This is a genomic window from Emcibacter sp. (assembly GCF_048269205.1).
In the GTDB taxonomy this organism is placed as follows: Bacteria; Pseudomonadota; Alphaproteobacteria; order Sphingomonadales; family Emcibacteraceae; genus Emcibacter.
Genome location: NZ_JBLXJC010000002.1, coordinates 275,236 through 291,402, shown reverse-complemented (window position 1 = coordinate 291,402; position 16,167 = coordinate 275,236). Strand labels below are relative to the sequence as shown.

Here is a 16,167-nt window from a genome sequence, read left to right as displayed (position 1 = left end):
TCACCGGGGCTTTTTTTGATCTATGATCTGTTATTTCTTGCGCAGGTCGATGATGCGCTGGGCCTTGCCCTGGGACCGGACCACAGTGCCGGGCGCGCCGACCACAGGGGTGACAGAAATACCAATCCGGTTTTTCACATGTTTGGCCACCAGCTTTCCAGCGGCCTCCCGATCATCCGCATGGACGCTGGCATCCGCTCCTTCCATATTGATGGTGAGCGTATCCATGGGCCCTTTTTTGTCGATGACCAGCTGATAATGGGGTGCGAGACGTGGATCCTCCAGCATGATTTCCTCAATCTGGCTCGGGAACACATTCACACCGCGGATGATCATCATGTCGTCGCTACGGCCGGTGATCTTGTCCATGCGCCGCATGGAGCGGGCGGTACCCGGCAGAAGCCGGGTCAGGTCACGGGTGCGGTAACGGATAATCGGCATGGCTTCCTTGCTGAGCGAGGTGAACACCAATTCGCCTTCTTCGCCATCGGGCAGCACTTCGCCGGTTTCCGGGTTAATGATCTCCGGATAGAAATGGTCTTCCCAGATGGTCGGGCCGTCCTTGGTTTCGATGCATTCGTTGGCCACGCCAGGCCCCATCATTTCCGACAGACCGTAGATGTCGACCGCATCAATGGCGAAGGTTTTCTCGATCTCCTCCCGCATGGCGCCGGTCCAGGGCTCGGCCCCGAAAATACCGATACGCAGGGAACTGTCCGCCGGGTCAATATCCTGGCGTTTGAATTCATCGGCCAGGGCCAGCATGTAGCTGGGCGTGACCATAATGATGTCGGGCTTGAAATCAGTGATCAGCTGGACCTGCTTTTCGGTGGAGCCGCCGGACATGGGGATGACGGCACAACCCAGCCGTTCGGCGCCATAATGTGCGCCGAGACCGCCGGTGAACAGGCCGTAGCCATAGGCCACATGCACCTTGTCACTGCGCCGTCCGCCGGAGGCCTGGATAGAGCGGGCACCAAGGTTGGCCCAGGTGTCGATATCCTTCTGGGTGTAACCGACAACAGTGGGTTTACCGGTGGTGCCGCTGGAGGCATGAATGCGCACGATGTCATCCATCGGGACGGCAAACATGCCGAAGGGATAATTGTCCCGAAGCGTGGTCTTGACGGTGAAGGGGAATTTGGCCAGGTCGGACAAATCCTTCAGGTCGTCGGGGTGAACACCCTTCTCATCAAATGCCTTTTTGTAATGGGGGACATTTGTATAGGCGTGGTTCAGACTCCATTTCAGACGTTCCAGTTGCAGCGCACTGATTTCGTCACGGCTCGCAACTTCAATGGGGTCGCGGGGGCCAAGTGTTTTCGGCATTTCAGACAATTTTTTCTCCCTATTTGCTGAAAGTCGACTAGACGCGCTCGATAATCATGGCGATACCCTGGCCAACACCGATACACATGGTGCACAGCGCATAGCGACCACCCTTTTCGTGCAGTTCATACATGGCGGTTGAGACAAGGCGCGCACCGCTCATGCCGAGCGGATGGCCAAGCGCAATGGCGCCACCATTGGGATTGACTCGCGGATCATCATCGGCAAGGCCGAGGTCGCGGGTGACGGCCAGTCCCTGTGAGGCAAAGGCCTCGTTCAGTTCAATAACATCCATCTGTTCGATGGTCAGGCCGGTGCGCTCAAGCAGTTTTTTACTGGCGGGGGCTGGGCCGAATCCCATGATCCGCGGCTCCAGACCGGCAGTGGCCATGCCGACGATGCGGGCCTTGGGGGTCAGTCCCTGGTCTTTGGCGGCTTTTTCACTGGCCACGATCAGGGCGCAGGCGCCGTCATTGACGCCGGAAGCGTTCCCGGCTGTCACACTTCCCCCTTCACGGAAGGGGGCGCGCAGTTTGGCCAGTCCCTCCAGCGAGGTATCGCCGCGGGGATGTTCGTCCTTGTCGACCACTTTCGGGTCACCCTTGCGCTGGGGAATGGTGACGGGGGTGATTTCCTTGGCCAGGCGTCCGTTTTCCTGGGCCGCAACGGCTTTCTGCTGCGACCGCAGGGCGAATTTATCCTGGTCTTCCCGGCTGATGTTGAAGTCCTCGGCCACATTCTCGGCGGTCTCGGGCATGCTGTCGATGCCGTACTGCTGTTTCATCAGCTTGTTGACAAAACGCCAGCCGATGGTGGTGTCATAAATTTCCGCATTACGGGAAAAAGCGGTTTCCGCCTTTCCCATGACAAAGGGGGCGCGGGACATGCTTTCCACACCGCCGGCAATCATCAGTTCCGCTTCACCGGCCTTGATGGCCCGGGCGGCGGTACCGGTGGCATCCATGCCGGATCCGCACAGTCGGTTGATGGTGGTGCCGGACACGGTGACTGGAAGACCGGCGAGCAGGGCGCACATACGGGCCACGTTGCGGTTGTCTTCACCGGCGCCATTGGCGTTACCGAAGATCACGTCTTCCACTTTCGCCCAGTCAACCTGGGGGTTGCGCTCCATCAGCGCCTTCAGTGGAATGGTGCCGAGATCGTCGGGCCGGACTGCTGACAGGGCGCCGCCATAACGGCCGATGGGGGTGCGAATGGCATCGCAGATAAAAGCTTCGGTCATAAACTAACTCCTCGAGTAGCCCGGTTACGCCTGGGCGGCTGTTTCTTCTTCAGGCAGAATGCTGTCCCTTGTGGAATGGGATTTGCCGCGAAAGGCAGCAACCAGCAGGTCGTCCTGATTGGTGATTTCGATATCAAAAATGCTCTGACGGCCGGTGCCTCCCTTGTAATGTGAGGTGGCGGTCAGCACGTCCCCGGGAAAACTGGGGAGCAGATACTCGATGCTGCAACCTGCCGCTACGGTGACTTTATTGTGGCTGTTGCAGCTATAGGCAAAGGCGCTGTCGGCCAGGGCAAATACGGCACCGCCATGGGCTGAGCCGAAAAAATTGGTCATTTCTTCCGTCACTGTCATGCGCATTTTGACATAGCCGGCATCAATCTCGAGCAGGCTTATCCCGAGAAGTTCGTCAATGGATTTGCGTTCGGACAGGAACTCGCCAAGTTTTTTCGCCAGGGCTGAATCAAAATAGGAGGAATTTTCCGGGATCTTGCTCATACGATGTCCTTTTCCGCAATGACGGCGCGGCGCAGGAACGGCGAGACCCGGTACCGGTCTTCGCCGTAAAAGACGGCAAGGCTGTCCAGAACTTCCACGACCAGGGAAAGCCCCACCTCCTGGGCCCAGCTCATGGGGCCCTTGGGATAGTTCACACCATACTGCATGGCGGTATCGACAGCGTCCGGCGTCGCCACACCCTGATAGACCGCGTCACCGCCCTCGTTGGCCAGGGTGGCCACGGTGCGCATGACAACCAGGCCGGGGCAATCGTCAATAATGCTGACTTTTTTTCCGAGCGCCTGGAAGAAGCCGGCGGCGGCCTCCAGGGCTATATCGGTGAGCTGGTCAGCCTTGGCAATGGCGATGCGGCTGCAGGTTTTATAATCCAGTGCCAGATCGAAGACTACCGTCGGCTCACCGGTGAGGATAGTCATTTCCGTGGCAGTGGCGCCATTTGTCGGGGTGATCAACAGATCGCCGATCCGAAAGCCGATTTCCGGGCTTTCCTCTTCATAAACAAGATCAATGCCGGCGTCTTTGGCAAGGTCCACCAGCGGTTCCAGCAAAATGCTGTCACCAAGAACGGTGACTTTTTGCGGCGCCGGGAAACTGTCTGCGGTGATCGGTTCCGGTTTTTCCGCGCCCTCGCGATAGTCGTAATAGCCCTGCCCGGTTTTGCGGCCGAACCGTCCGGCGGCAACCATTTCCTGCTGGATCAGGCTCGGCTTGAAGCGCGGATCCTGATAATAGGCATTGTAAACGGAATTGGAAACGGCGAAGTTCACGTCATTGCCGATCATGTCCATCAGTTCGAAGGGGCCCATGCGGAAACCGCCGGCTTCGCGCAGGCAGGCATCGATAGTGGCGTAATCTGCGCCGCCTTCCTGGGCAACGCGCAGGGCCTCGCCGTAGTAGGAGCGGGCGACCCGGTTAACGATGAAGCCCGGGGTGGATTTGGCAAAAACGGTTTTCTTGCCCCAGGCCACAGATGTGTCAAAAACTGTATCAGCGATATTATCCCCGGTGGCAAGGCCCCGGATCACTTCCACCAGCTTCATAATCGGCGCCGGATTGAAGAAATGCATGCCGACCAGATTTTCCGGCCGTTTCAGGGTTGCGCCGATTTCCGTGATGGACAGGGACGAGGTGTTGGAAGCCAGAATGGCGTCCTCTGACAGGATATCTTCCAGTTCGCCAAAGACCTTGCGTTTGACGTCCAGGTTCTCAACGATAGCCTCAATAACGAGCTTGGCCGGGGCCAGGTCCTTGAGATCGGAAACCTTGTGCAGTCGAGATAGAATGGCCTCTTTACCGGCCTCGTCCAGTTTCCCTTTTTCCACTGATTTGGTCAGAAATTTGCTGATCTGCCCGATGCCCCGGTCCAGGGCTTCTTCAGACATGTCAAAAACATAAACAGTGTGGCCGGCTGTAGCAGCGACCTGGGCAATACCGGCACCCATGGCGCCTGCGCCGATGACGGCAACGGGGGAGGAGAGGTCTAACGCAGTCATAAATAAATACCTGTGCTGGGATGTGTTGGGTTATTTGCCCGTAAATTCGGGCTTTCTTTTTTCAAGGAACGCTTCGACACCTTCCCGGTAATCATCCGAGTATCCAGCTTCCTTCTGGAAGGTCTTTTCCAATTCCAGCTGACTTTCCAGGTCATTGCCGAGGCTGGCCCGGATGGCCTTCTTGGTCAGGCTGAGACCTTTGGTCGGCTGGGTGGCCAGATGGCGGGCCAGTTTGAGCGCCTCGTCTCTTATAGCCTCATCGTCCACCACTTTCCAGATCATTCCCCATTGTTCAGCCTGTTCCGCGCTTATTGCATCGCCCAGCAGGGAAAGGCCCATGGCGCGCGCCCGACCCACAAGACGCGGCAGGATATAAGTGCCGCCGCTGTCGGGGACCAGGCCGATCTTGCAGAAAGCCTGAATGAATTTGGCACTGCGGGCGGCAAGCACGATATCACAGGCAAGGGCGATATTTGCACCGGCGCCGGCGGCAACCCCGTTGACGGCACAGATCACCGGCATGGGCAGGCTGGCGAGCCTGAGGATCAGGGGATTATAATTTTCTTCGATGGGCACACTCAGGTCACCGCCGGGAAGGACGGCCTTGTCAGACAGATCCTGTCCGGCACAGAAGCCGCGACCGTTACCTGTCAGCAGGAAACAACGCACATCGCCGGCGTCCGTCAGGATATCCAGTGCCTGCTGTATTTCCTCGTGCATTTGTTTGTTGAAGCTGTTCAGGGCGTCGGGCCGGTTCAGCGTGAGAACGGCAAGACCGTCGTTAATTTCAAACTCGATGGTTTCAAATGTGGTAGTATTAGACATGGAAAGCTACCCTGTTGCTTGAACTACAGCGGTTGTGGCAAGTCGAACTCACTTTATTTTAAATGTAAAGGTTATTTTTCTTGAATTGACCAACCGTTCGGTTTATTAATTTACATGTTTTCAGGGGCCGGTCAATAAAAATTATGATTTCGGCAAGTGTCCGCTCGGCCCGAGGCTTATCTGTCATACTCAGGAGAATGAAAATGTCTGTTTCCCCCCTGTTTGAGAAACACAAGGAAACTTTGAACAAGGCAATCGAGGCCAGTCGGACCCGTGAATACTGGACCGCCTATCCGGAAATGCCGAGCCCGAAAGTTTACGGTGAAACCGCCAACAAGGATGGCGAAACAGCTTTCAAATCCTATCTGAACAAAGCCTTCGAGCTTGACCAGCCGGGCAGTGGCGGCACGGTCGGGGCGGAAAAGTCGCCTTACGGTTTTGATCTTGGAATCACCTATCCCAAGGCGGATGTCGACAAGCTGGTTGCGGCTGTCGAGGAAGCCCGCAAAAGCTGGGGCAAGGCCGATGTGGATACCCGCGCCGGAGTCTGCATGGAAATCCTGGACCGGATCAACAAACGCAGCTTTGAATTTGCCTATGCGGTCATGCACACCACGGGGCAGGGTTTTATGATGGCCTTCCAGGCCGGCGGCCCGCACGCCCAGGATCGTGGCCTTGAAGCTGTGGCCTATGCCTATGAAGATATGAAACGTACGCCTGCCACGGCGCACTGGGTGAAACCCCAGGGCAAGAACGATCCACTGGTCATGGACAAGAAATTCACGGTTGTCCCGCGCGGTATCGGTCTGGTCATCGGTTGTTCAACCTTCCCGACCTGGAACAGTTATCCCGGCCTGTTCGCCAGCCTGGTGACAGGTAACGCCGTGATTGTGAAGCCGCACCCCGGCGCCGTTCTGCCGCTGGCCATCACAGTCGAGATCGCCCGTGATGTGCTGAAGGAAGCCGGGTTTAGCCCCGACGTGGTCACCCTGGTAGTGGATGATGCCTCCGCACCGGTGACCAAGGAACTGGCCCTCAAGGAAGAAGTCAAGCTGATTGACTTCACCGGCAGCAGCGCCTTCGGCAACTGGCTGGAAGATAATGCCAAGCAGGCTCAGGTCTATACGGAAAAAGCCGGTGTGAACTGTATTGTTATCGACAGCACCGACAATTTTCGCGGCATGATCGGCAATATTGCCTTTACGCTCAGCCTCTATAGCGGCCAGATGTGTACAACCCCGCAGAACATCTTTATCCCCGAGGGTGGTATCGATACGGAAGACGGCCACAAGTCCTTTGACGAGGTCGCCGGGGCCATTGCCAAAGGGGTCGAGAAATTCAATTCCGACGACCAGCGTGCTTCTGCCGTACTCGGCGCCATCCAGAGCGATGCCACTATGTCCCGCCTCGAGAAATATGCGGCAGGAGACAATGTCCTGCTGGCACCCCGTGCCGTGCCCATGGAAGGTTTTGAGAATGCCCGGATCCGCACACCGCTGATCCTGGAAGCCAAGGATGAAAGCTCCTACAAGGAAGAATTGTTCGGTCCTATTTCCTTCGTCGTAAAGACAAAGGACACCGCTGACAGTCTTGCCATTGTCAAAGACAGTGTGAAAAATCACGGCGCCATCAGTTTTGGCATCTGGTCTTCTTCCGACGACGTTCTGGCCCAGGCAGAAGAAGTGGCTTGCGACTCCGGTGTGGCCGTGTCCTTCAACCTGACCGGCGGCGTTTTCGTCAATCAGACAGCGGCCTTCAGCGATTTCCATGCCACCGGCGCCAACCCGGCTGCCAATGCGGCGCTTTCGGATACAGCTTATGTGTCAAACCGTTATCGGGTGATACAGACCCGCTGGCATCCGAAAGGTTAAGGGAGACCTCCCAGGCCTTAATGCCTGTAACTGTAACCCCGTCAGCCATCCGGCCGACGGGGTTTGTTTTTTGGGTCAATATGGGCGATACTGGGAGAATGAATTTATCATAAGCAAAAATTATCGATTAAATAAAATCAATATATTTTATCGAATGGTTGGGGGTTGATAAAGTTTATGTCGAAATAAGCAGTACAATAAAATCCACATGTCCAAGGAGACAGATAATGTCAGACACATCCACACCGATGACGGCCGGTAAATGTCCGGTCATGCACGGTGGCAACACCGCCACTGGCAATTCCAACATGGAGTGGTGGCCCAATGCCCTTAACCTGAATATCCTGAGCCAGCACGATGTGAAAACCAATCCGTTGGGGCAGGGCTTCAATTACGCGCAAGAAGTCAAGAAGCTGGACTTTGAGGCGCTGAAGAAAGATATGCATGCGCTCATGACGGACAGTCAGGAGTGGTGGCCGGCCGACTGGGGACATTATGGCGGCCTGATGATCCGCATGTCCTGGCACGCGGCAGGATCCTACCGTATCGCGGATGGCCGTGGCGGCGGGGGCACCGGCAACCAGCGCTTTGCGCCTTTGAACTCCTGGCCTGACAATGTGAGCCTGGATAAGGCCCGCCGTCTGTTGTGGCCGATCAAGAAGAAATACGGCAACAAGGTTTCCTGGGCTGATCTGATTGTCATGGCCGGCACCATCGCCTATGAATCAATGGGCTTGAAGACCTATGGCTTTGCCTTTGGTCGCGAAGATATCTGGCACCCCGAAGAAGATACCTATTGGGGTTCCGAGAAGGAATGGCTGGCCAAGGACCGTTATAGCAGCGATGACGAGGAATCGCTGGAAAACCCGCTGGCCGCCGTGCAGATGGGCCTGATCTATGTGAACCCGGAAGGCGTGGACGGCAAGCCCGATCCGTTGAAAACGGCGGAGGCCGTGCGGGTGACCTTTGCCCGGATGGCGATGGACGACGAGGAAACAGTAGCGTTGACGGCGGGCGGTCACACCGTCGGCAAATGTCACGGCAATGGCGATGCCTCCAAGCTGGGGCCTGATCCCGAAGGCGCCCCCGTCGAGGAGCAGGGCTTCGGTTGGAAAAATCCGTCCGGCAAGGGCATGGGCCGGGATACCATCACCAGCGGTATCGAAGGCGCCTGGACCACGCATCCGACCCAGTTTGACAATGGCTATTTCTATCTGCTCTTCACCTATGACTGGGAATTGAAGAAGAGCCCGGCCGGCGCCCACCAGTGGGAGCCCATTAACATCAAGGAGGAAGACAAGCCTGTGGATGTGGAGGATCCGTCGATCCGCTATAACCCGATCATGACGGATGCCGATATGGCGATGATCAAGGACCCGGCCTACCGCAAGATTTCCGAGCGTTTCTACAAGGATCCGGAGTATTTCCGCGAGGTATTTGCACGGGCCTGGTTCAAGCTGACGCACCGCGACATGGGCCCCAAGGCGCGCTACATCGGCCCCGATGTGCCCAAGGAAGATCTGATCTGGCAGGACCCGGTTCCCGCCGGTTCGACATCCTACGACGTGGATGCCGTCAAGGCGAAAATTGCCCAGAGCGGTCTGTCTGTCAGCGACATGGTCTCCACAGCCTGGGACAGCGCCCGGACCTATCGTGGCTCGGATATGCGCGGTGGTGCCAATGGTGCCCGTATCCGGCTGGCGCCACAGAAGGACTGGGAAGGCAATGAGCCTGAGCGTCTGGCCAGAGTGCTGGAAGTCCTTGAAGATATCGCGAAAGACACGGGCGCCAGCGTGGCGGATGTCATTGTTCTGGCCGGTAATGTCGGCATCGAGCAGGCGGCGAAAGCGGGCGGTGTTGATGTTACGGTTCCGTTTGCTCCCGGTCGCGGCGATGCGACGGACGAGATGACCGATGTCGAAAGCTTCGAGCCGCTGGAGCCCGTCCATGACGGTTATCGCAACTGGCTCAAGAAGGACTATGTCGTCAGTGCCGAGGAGCTGATGCTGGATCGCACCCAGCTGATGGGCCTGACAGCGCCCGAGATGACCGTCCTGGTCGGCGGCATGCGGGTTTTGGGCACCAATCACGGTGGCACGAAACACGGCGTGTTCACCGATCGTGAAGGCGCGCTGACCAACGACTTCTTCGTGAACCTCACCAACATGGGGAACAGCTGGAAGCCTGTAGCGGGTAATCTTTATGAGATCCGTGACCGGGCGACGGATGAGGTCAAATGGACGGCAACCCGGATGGACCTGGTGTTTGGGTCCAATTCGATCCTGCGGGCCTATGCCGAAGTCTATGCCCAGGACGACAGCAAGGAAAAGTTCGTGAACGACTTTGTCGCCGCCTGGACCAAGGTCATGAATGCGGATCGCTTTGATTTGAACTGAGCCTGAAAAAGAAAAATACCTGTCCCCGCCGGCTGAACCGCTGGCGGGGATTGTTTTTTTTAAATACTGAATATAGTCTTACCCGCACCGGGGGATTGGACGAGACGAGGAAAATACACAGATGCGCCTGCTATGGCTGATACCGGCAATTTTCGTGCTGGGACAATTGGGGGGATGTGAAAAGCTCGAGACACGGCATAAGAAAACAGTGGAAGAGCGCCTGCAGGAAAGCTTCTCCGAAAGCAGTGAGGAACTGCGAGTCCGGATCGGGCGAATTATTATTGCCGCGGAAAAAAAGGATTATGAGTTCGCCCTGAACGAACTGGCCATGGTTTCGGCGACGACAGCGCTGGAAAAGTCCCAGAAAAAAGCTGTTGATGACCTGATGCGCCAGTTGCGTTACGATATGGAAGAGGAAGAGCTGGAGAATAAATCCGATGAGTAGAAATGCGCTCGGCATTGTCTGGAAGCTGATTATCGTTTCCCTGTTTGTGGGAATGGCGCTCAGTTATTTTGACATCACGCCGGCGGAACTGATCGAGGAACTGCCGGAAACCATCGGTAAAATTGTGGATACAGCCTGGTCAGGTGTCCAGTGGGCGGCTGATTATGTGGTGCTGGGCGCAATTGTGGTCGTGCCCGTGTGGCTTTTGATGAATATTTCCAATATTGCAGGCAAATTCAGAAAAAGGGATTAAGCAGAATAGCTGCGTAAAATCCCAAGGGATTTATAAATCAGGGGACTTATAAAGAAGAGTTTTCTCTTCAGGCAAAAGGAGGATCGGGTGTCCGCAAGAAATACCGAAACGACATACGGTGGTGTAGCCCGGGGGCTGCACTGGATTATGGCCCTGTTAATTATCGGGCTCTGGATTATGGGGCAATATATGCACGGTTTGCCCCGTGTTACACCGGAACAGGCCCAGTTCAAATTCGGACTGTATGATATTCACAAGGCCTTCGGCATGCTGGCTCTTATGTTTATCCTTTTTCGAATGTACTGGCGCATGACCAACCCCATACCTTTGTTCCCGGAAAGCATGCAGAAATGGGAAAAAACGCTTGCCCATGCGGTTCACGGGCTGATGTATCTGCTGATGCTGGCTTTTCCAATTTCAGGATATCTGAGTTCTGTTACCGGCGGACACGAGGTTCCATTTTTCGGTCTGTTTGAATTTCCGATGCTGTTGGCGGAGAACGATGACCTGAGCGAGGTTTTTGAAGAGATCCATGAAATCTGTGCGAAAATCATGCTGGCTGCTTTCATTTTGCATGTCGTGGCCGCGCTCTATCATCATTTCATCAGGAAAGACGATATCATGATCAGGATGTCGCCGCGCGGAAGCCGGGCCGACGACTGATTTCCGGAAAGCAGGATAATATGACTCAAAAGGCCGTCCTGAACAAAGGCGGCCTTTTTCAGATCCAGCGCCGGACCTTGTTTTTATAGTCCAGGTATTTGTCGCCGAATTTTTTCGCCAGATAGGCCTCTTCGCGCAGGATGACGCCATAATGCATGGCCACCAGCACGGGGACGAGGGTGATTAACATCCACACAGAGCTGAAAATCAGGCCAAGGGCAACATAAATCAGGGTAAATCCCAGATAGATTGGATTACGGCTGAAGGCATAGAACCCGCCTGTATAGATTTGGTCGGTGGGGGTGTGCGGGTCAGGATTTTGCTTGTTTTTAATAAAGCTGAACACGCTTCCTCCAAGCAGGGCAAAGCCGCAGAAAAGCAGGAACCAACCCACCTGTTCGGCCGTTTCCCCGCCACTGGCCGACAGGGGAAGGAAATAGTCAAGGGCCACGGCCACACCCAGTCCCAGGGCATAGATGACCGGCGGATGTGCTATCACCTGGGCATGGTCCTTATATTCGTTGCTCTCCATTTCTCTTTTCCTCTCCCTTTATTTTCGCGGCGAACCACCTTTGTCCGGCTGAACCTTTGTTTCGAAACTCTAGCATATCAAATGTCACATTGCTGTTACATTTGTCTTTTTCCCGAAAGTCTGCCTATACTTCAACATAAGAAACAAGGAGGGCGGTCGATGAACGGGGATGTGCTTGTAAAGGCGACGGTCTGGGTACTCAGCCTGGTGCTGGCGCTGGTGTTTATTTCGTTGGGTGTGGGGAAACTTGCGGGTTTTGACGCCCAGGTGTCCCGCTATCAATCCTGGGGCATGTCTGCCTGGGATATTTCAGCCCTTGGCGCGCTGGAATTTGCCGGCGGGGTGGGGTTGTTGATTCCGAGAGTGGCGCTGGTCGGCGCTCTGCTGCTTTCACTGGAAATGGCGGTATTGGCCATGGTACACTTTTCCTTTGAGGAACCCCAGTTTGTCACACGTGCGCTGGTCCTCATGTTCATGCTTCTCGGCATCAGTTACCTGCGGGTGACAAGAATGACACTAAATGGCCAGAATTGAATATTAAATTAATGTCTCGTTCACAGAGGTGGTTTATTCTTCCTCCAGAATGATTCTATTTGGCTCCAGAGGCTAATATTCAAAGGGGAAAAAGTTTGAGGCAGATATCGAAATTCAGGAATATTCTTCTGACGGCGGGCAGTGTTGTGGCGCTTGCGGCATGTGGCGGTAGCAATGGTGGCAGCAGCACACCTCCACCGAGCACACCAACGCCCCCGACCTCCAATGACCGGCTTGACCAGATTCAGGCTTCGGAAGATTTTAACAGCTTGTCCAGCGTCGTTCTGGTAAAGGTGGAAGGTATCACCGAAACCATTGATTCCGCAAGCCAGACCGAGAGTGCGGAGGCCGTTGTCGGCCTTGACGCCGATGTCAATACGGCTGCCGATTTCACAATCACCATCACCAACCAGGGTGCCGGTAACGACGTCAATTTTGATCATACCTTTGATGCCGCCGACAAAACAGTGGGCACAAGGTACACCCAGTATGTGGACGGGAACCAGGCCTTTGTCCTGTTACGTCCGGGGGTCGATATTACAATTCCCTTCCATCCTTCGGGTGAGACAATCAACCTGTCCTATGTCACCTACGGACAATGGGCAAAGACCGACGGCACAGTAGCCGCCAATGGTTTTGAAAAGGCGAACGGATTTGTCACCTTTGGTATACGGACCGACAGCGTGCCCACCACCGGTGAGGCGAGTTATGAAGGTATTGCGGAGGGCGTGCTTTACAGGCCGACGGCCACTGCAGGTTCTCCGGATCAGCTCTCTCTTCTTGGTCGGGTGGAAATCTCCGCCAACTTCGGGACAAATACAGTCGTTTCAGAATTCAGGGACTTTCAGGCGACAGGTGTTGGCGGAGGAGCTTGGGTGGAATTTGACTCCACAGGCACCCTGTCAAACGGCGCCTTCAGCGGCGCGGCCAGCAATTTTTCCGCCGGTGGTTACAGCGGTACCGTCAGCGGCGCCTTTTACGGCCCCAATGCCCAGGAAGTGGGTGGTGTCTGGTCCATTTCAGGACCGGGTGAGGAAGCTGCCGGCGCCTTTGCCGGAGAACAGTAATTGTTCCTTTGAGAAAAATGTCAAAAAGGCAGCCGATGGCTGCCTTTTTTAATGCGGATTAAATCTTCCCTAGCCGCAGGTTTCCTGCACCACCTCGCTGGTGATCGGATCGACGCTTTTCAAAACAATGTCATAGCCCCACAGACGCCGCAGGTGGGCAATCACCTGTTCCGCCTCCTTCTGTGACAGAGGTATGTGGTTGTTCATGCTGTGCACCAGGGTCAGCTTCCGGTCACCGGCCAGGTCGACACGGCTGACCTGGATGTCCAGGTCCATATTGGCCACGGAATACTGGGCGGACAGGGCCTCCCGCACGGCCTTGTAGCCTGAAGTATTGTGAATATGGTCCACTTCGATAAAGGCATTGTCGCTGTCGTCATGAATATTGAACAGGCGCATTTCCCGCATCAGGTGAGGGCTCAGGAACTGCAGGATGAAACTTTCGTCCCGATAGTTTTCCCAGGCATCTTTCAGGGTTTCGAAGGGGGTGTTGTTGCCGGCGATATGGGGGAACCATTCCCGGTCCTCATCGGTGGGGTTTTCGCAGATACGCTGGATGTCCTGCATCATGGCAAAGCCCAGGGCATAGGGATTGATGCCGGAGAAATAGGGGCTGTCATATGAAGGCTGGGCCACAACCCGGGTATGGAAATCAATGAATTCCAGCATGGCGCCTTCGGTGATCAGGCCTTTGTCATACAGCCGGTTCATCAGGTAATAATGCGTGTAGCAGGCGCAGCCCTCGTTCATCATCTTGGTTTGCCGCTGGGGATAGAAATACTGGGCGATGGAGCGCACAATGCGCAGGATTTCCGCCTGCCAGTTACTGAGCACCGGGCTGTTTTTTTCCAGGAAATATAACAGGTTTGATTCCGGTATGCCCAGCTTTACAGCCAGTTCCTTTTCCATCTGGTCGATTTCGACGCCGTTCTCTTGCTTGAAATCGGGAAGGGTGCGCCACAGGTCGTTGACCTGGGACTGTTCATACTCCAGCCGTTCCAGCTGCCGTTCCTGTATTTTCTTGTCGTCCAGCTTGGTGGGCCGGGTATAGCGGTCCACACCCTGGTCTCTCAGCGCATGGGCGGAATCGAGAATTTTCTCCACCTCCCGGTAGCCGTAACGTTCCTCGCATTTGGCGATATAGTTTTTGGCGAACTGGAGATAGTCAAGGATGGCGCCGGCATCGGTCCACTGCTTGAAAAGATGGTTGTTTTTGAAGAAATGGTTATGGCCAAAGGCGGCATGGGCCATGACCAGGGTCTGCATGGTCATGGAGTTTTCTTCCATGATATAGCAGATGCAGGGGTCGGAATTGATAACAATCTCGTAGGCCAGCCCCTGGAACCCTTTCTGATACATGGTCTGGTCGCGGATGAAGCTTTTGCCAAAGGACCAGTGACTATACATCATCGGCATGCCGACCGAGCTATAGGCATCCAGCATCTGTTCCGAGGTGATGACCTCTACCTGGGTGGGATAGACATCAAGCCCCATTTCATTGAGAGCGATATCCTCCAGGGCGCGGAAGGTCCTGTCGACGGTTTCAAAATCCCATTCTGCGCTCTTGTAGAGGGGGTCGGATGCGGTTTTCTTTTTCCTTGCAGCCATATTACACAGCCTCCTGTGCTTGCCCGGCGGAACTGCCGGCGCTTTCACGGTCCTTGGCGAACAGGTCATGCAGAACAGGGAAGATATCGGCGGCTTTCGTTACCCTGCGGATGGCGAAATTGCGGTTTTGCTTCTGCACCTCGTCATAAGCCTGCCACAGGCGCGTGGTGCCGTTATTACCCATGAAAAGTTCCGATTCCTGTTTGTCCCAGATTTCGACATAGGCGAAATACTGACACAGGGGCAAAAGCCGTTCCTGCAGCATATACTGGCAGTGGGAATTATCGCTGTTCAGATTGTCGCCGTCGGACGCCTGGGCGGCATAGATGTTCCAGTCATCGGGCGGATAGCGTTCCTTGATGATATTTTCCATCACCTCCAGGGCGGTGGAGACAATGGTGCCCCCGGTCTCCCGGGAATAGAAGAAGGTTTCCTCGTCCACTTCACTGGCGTGGTGGGTGTGGCGGATAAAAACGATATCCACTTTGCTGTATTGTTTTTTCAGGAACAGGTGAAGCAGCATGAAGAAACGTTTGGCCAGTTCCTTGTGCATTTCGCTCATGGAGCCTGACACATCCATCAGACAGAACATCACCGCATGGGTGTTTGGTTTCTGCTCCTCCGTGAAGCTGGTATAGCGCACATCAATAGGATCGATATAGGGCACCAGCTTGCGTCGCCGGGTTTTGACCTCCAACTGACCGGTCAGGTATTCCAGCTCCTTCTTGTCTTTTTCACTTTTACGTTTTTTGGTGTGCAGGGCGGTGATTTTTTCTTCCAGCTGATCGATTTCTTCCTGGCTCGGGCGCTTCAGGGTCAGTCGGCGCGCCAGACTGTTGCGCATGGTCAGCTTCAGGTTCAGGTTGGCGGGGGAGCCGTCCTTCTTGTGGCCGGCCCGATGAAATTCGGTGACCATTTCCTCCTTGATGGAGGTTTTGACAAAGTCGGGCAGCTCCATATCCTCGAACAGGATATTGAGGAACTCGTCCCGGGTCAGGGAGAAATTGAAAGCATCCTCGCCTTCACCGTCCTCGCTGGCTTCCCGGCCTCCCTGTCCCTGTCCGCCGCCCTTTTCTGGCCGCTTGATCCGGTCGCCGGGCATGAATTCCCGGTTGCCCGGCAGGACCCGGTCACGGACTCCCTTGTCGCTGTCACCGATCAGGTGCGGCTCGTCCAACCCGTCTGAGGGGATGCGGATCTGTTCGGATGACTCAATATCCGATATTTTCCGGTTCTTTACCGCATCGTCGACCGCTTTCTTGATCTGCTTGCGGGCGCGCTGGATAAATCTTTGCCGGTTGGTGAGGCTTTTGCCCTTGGGGTTCAGCCTTCTGTCGATTATGTGCATCATACGCGATTATACTCCTGGCGTTAGACATGAGGGGGAAA

At 55.3% G+C, this 16,167-nt stretch carries 15 protein-coding genes; 7 read left to right on the top strand and 8 right to left on the bottom strand.

Annotation, left to right across the window (positions count from 1 at the left end; all coding sequences use genetic code 11):
- Positions 1-30: 30 nt before the first annotated feature.
- Genes paaK through paaG form a run of 5 tightly spaced genes read right to left on the bottom strand, consistent with a single transcriptional unit; the run spans position 31 to position 5,409 of the window.
- Positions 31-1,329, bottom strand: a complete 1,299-nt coding sequence (gene paaK, locus ACN0YD_RS10140; RefSeq protein ID WP_417320203.1) for a phenylacetate--CoA ligase PaaK — start codon at positions 1,327-1,329, stop codon at positions 31-33.
- Between the two features lie 37 nt (positions 1,330-1,366).
- Positions 1,367-2,572: a 3-oxoadipyl-CoA thiolase gene (gene pcaF, locus ACN0YD_RS10135; protein ID WP_417319403.1), complete on the bottom strand. Its 1,206-nt coding sequence runs from the start codon at positions 2,570-2,572 to the stop codon at positions 1,367-1,369.
- A gap of 24 nt (positions 2,573-2,596) precedes the next feature.
- Positions 2,597-3,070 (bottom strand): hydroxyphenylacetyl-CoA thioesterase PaaI, encoded by a 474-nt coding sequence (paaI, locus tag ACN0YD_RS10130; RefSeq protein WP_417319401.1) that lies wholly within the window; start codon positions 3,068-3,070, stop codon positions 2,597-2,599.
- The gene (locus ACN0YD_RS10125) at positions 3,067-4,584 is read right to left on the bottom strand and encodes a 3-hydroxyacyl-CoA dehydrogenase (protein WP_417319399.1); all 1,518 of its coding nucleotides are present in this window, start codon (positions 4,582-4,584) and stop codon (positions 3,067-3,069) included. Before ACN0YD_RS10125 ends, paaI begins: the two co-directional genes overlap by 4 nt.
- A gap of 30 nt (positions 4,585-4,614) precedes the next feature.
- Complete coding sequence (gene paaG, locus ACN0YD_RS10120; protein ID WP_417319397.1) at positions 4,615-5,409, bottom strand: 2-(1,2-epoxy-1,2-dihydrophenyl)acetyl-CoA isomerase PaaG; 795 nt, start codon at positions 5,407-5,409, stop codon at positions 4,615-4,617.
- 203 nt (positions 5,410-5,612) lie between these two features.
- Here paaG and paaN point away from each other — a divergent pair, with 203 nt between their 5' ends.
- The 5 genes from paaN (at position 5,613) to ACN0YD_RS10095 (ending at position 11,037) form a co-directional block, all read left to right on the top strand.
- Entirely contained in the window at positions 5,613-7,280 is a 1,668-nt protein-coding gene (gene paaN / locus ACN0YD_RS10115) for a phenylacetic acid degradation protein PaaN (protein WP_417319395.1), read from the top strand.
- Between the two features lie 227 nt (positions 7,281-7,507).
- Positions 7,508-9,676 (top strand): catalase/peroxidase HPI, encoded by a 2,169-nt coding sequence (gene katG, locus ACN0YD_RS10110; RefSeq protein ID WP_417319393.1) that lies wholly within the window; start codon positions 7,508-7,510, stop codon positions 9,674-9,676.
- 121 nt (positions 9,677-9,797) lie between these two features.
- Positions 9,798-10,121, top strand: a complete 324-nt coding sequence (locus tag ACN0YD_RS10105) for a hypothetical protein (RefSeq protein ID WP_417319391.1) — start codon at positions 9,798-9,800, stop codon at positions 10,119-10,121.
- The gene (locus ACN0YD_RS10100) at positions 10,114-10,374 is read left to right on the top strand and encodes a DUF6460 domain-containing protein (RefSeq protein WP_417319389.1); all 261 of its coding nucleotides are present in this window, start codon (positions 10,114-10,116) and stop codon (positions 10,372-10,374) included. The genes ACN0YD_RS10105 and ACN0YD_RS10100 overlap by 8 nt, the downstream gene beginning before the upstream one ends.
- Positions 10,375-10,461: 87 nt before the next feature.
- The gene (locus tag ACN0YD_RS10095) at positions 10,462-11,037 is read left to right on the top strand and encodes a cytochrome b (protein ID WP_417319387.1); all 576 of its coding nucleotides are present in this window, start codon (positions 10,462-10,464) and stop codon (positions 11,035-11,037) included.
- A gap of 58 nt (positions 11,038-11,095) precedes the next feature.
- Here the strand turns inward: ACN0YD_RS10095 and ACN0YD_RS10090 are convergent, their stop codons facing one another.
- Entirely contained in the window at positions 11,096-11,569 is a 474-nt protein-coding gene (locus ACN0YD_RS10090; RefSeq protein ID WP_417319385.1) for a methyltransferase family protein, read from the bottom strand.
- Between the two features lie 159 nt (positions 11,570-11,728).
- Here ACN0YD_RS10090 and ACN0YD_RS10085 point away from each other — a divergent pair, with 159 nt between their 5' ends.
- Positions 11,729-12,103, top strand: a complete 375-nt coding sequence (locus ACN0YD_RS10085) for a DoxX family protein (protein WP_417319383.1) — start codon at positions 11,729-11,731, stop codon at positions 12,101-12,103.
- A gap of 95 nt (positions 12,104-12,198) precedes the next feature.
- Complete coding sequence (locus tag ACN0YD_RS10080) at positions 12,199-13,170, top strand: transferrin-binding protein-like solute binding protein (protein ID WP_417319381.1); 972 nt, start codon at positions 12,199-12,201, stop codon at positions 13,168-13,170.
- 69 nt (positions 13,171-13,239) lie between these two features.
- Here the strand turns inward: ACN0YD_RS10080 and ACN0YD_RS10075 are convergent, their stop codons facing one another.
- Positions 13,240-14,778, bottom strand: a complete 1,539-nt coding sequence (locus ACN0YD_RS10075) for a SpoVR family protein (RefSeq protein WP_417319379.1) — start codon at positions 14,776-14,778, stop codon at positions 13,240-13,242.
- A 1-nt stretch (position 14,779) separates the two neighbouring features.
- On the bottom strand, positions 14,780-16,129 hold the full coding sequence (locus tag ACN0YD_RS10070) for a YeaH/YhbH family protein (protein ID WP_417319377.1): 1,350 nt from the start codon (positions 16,127-16,129) through the stop codon (positions 14,780-14,782).
- Positions 16,130-16,167: the final 38 nt, after the last annotated feature.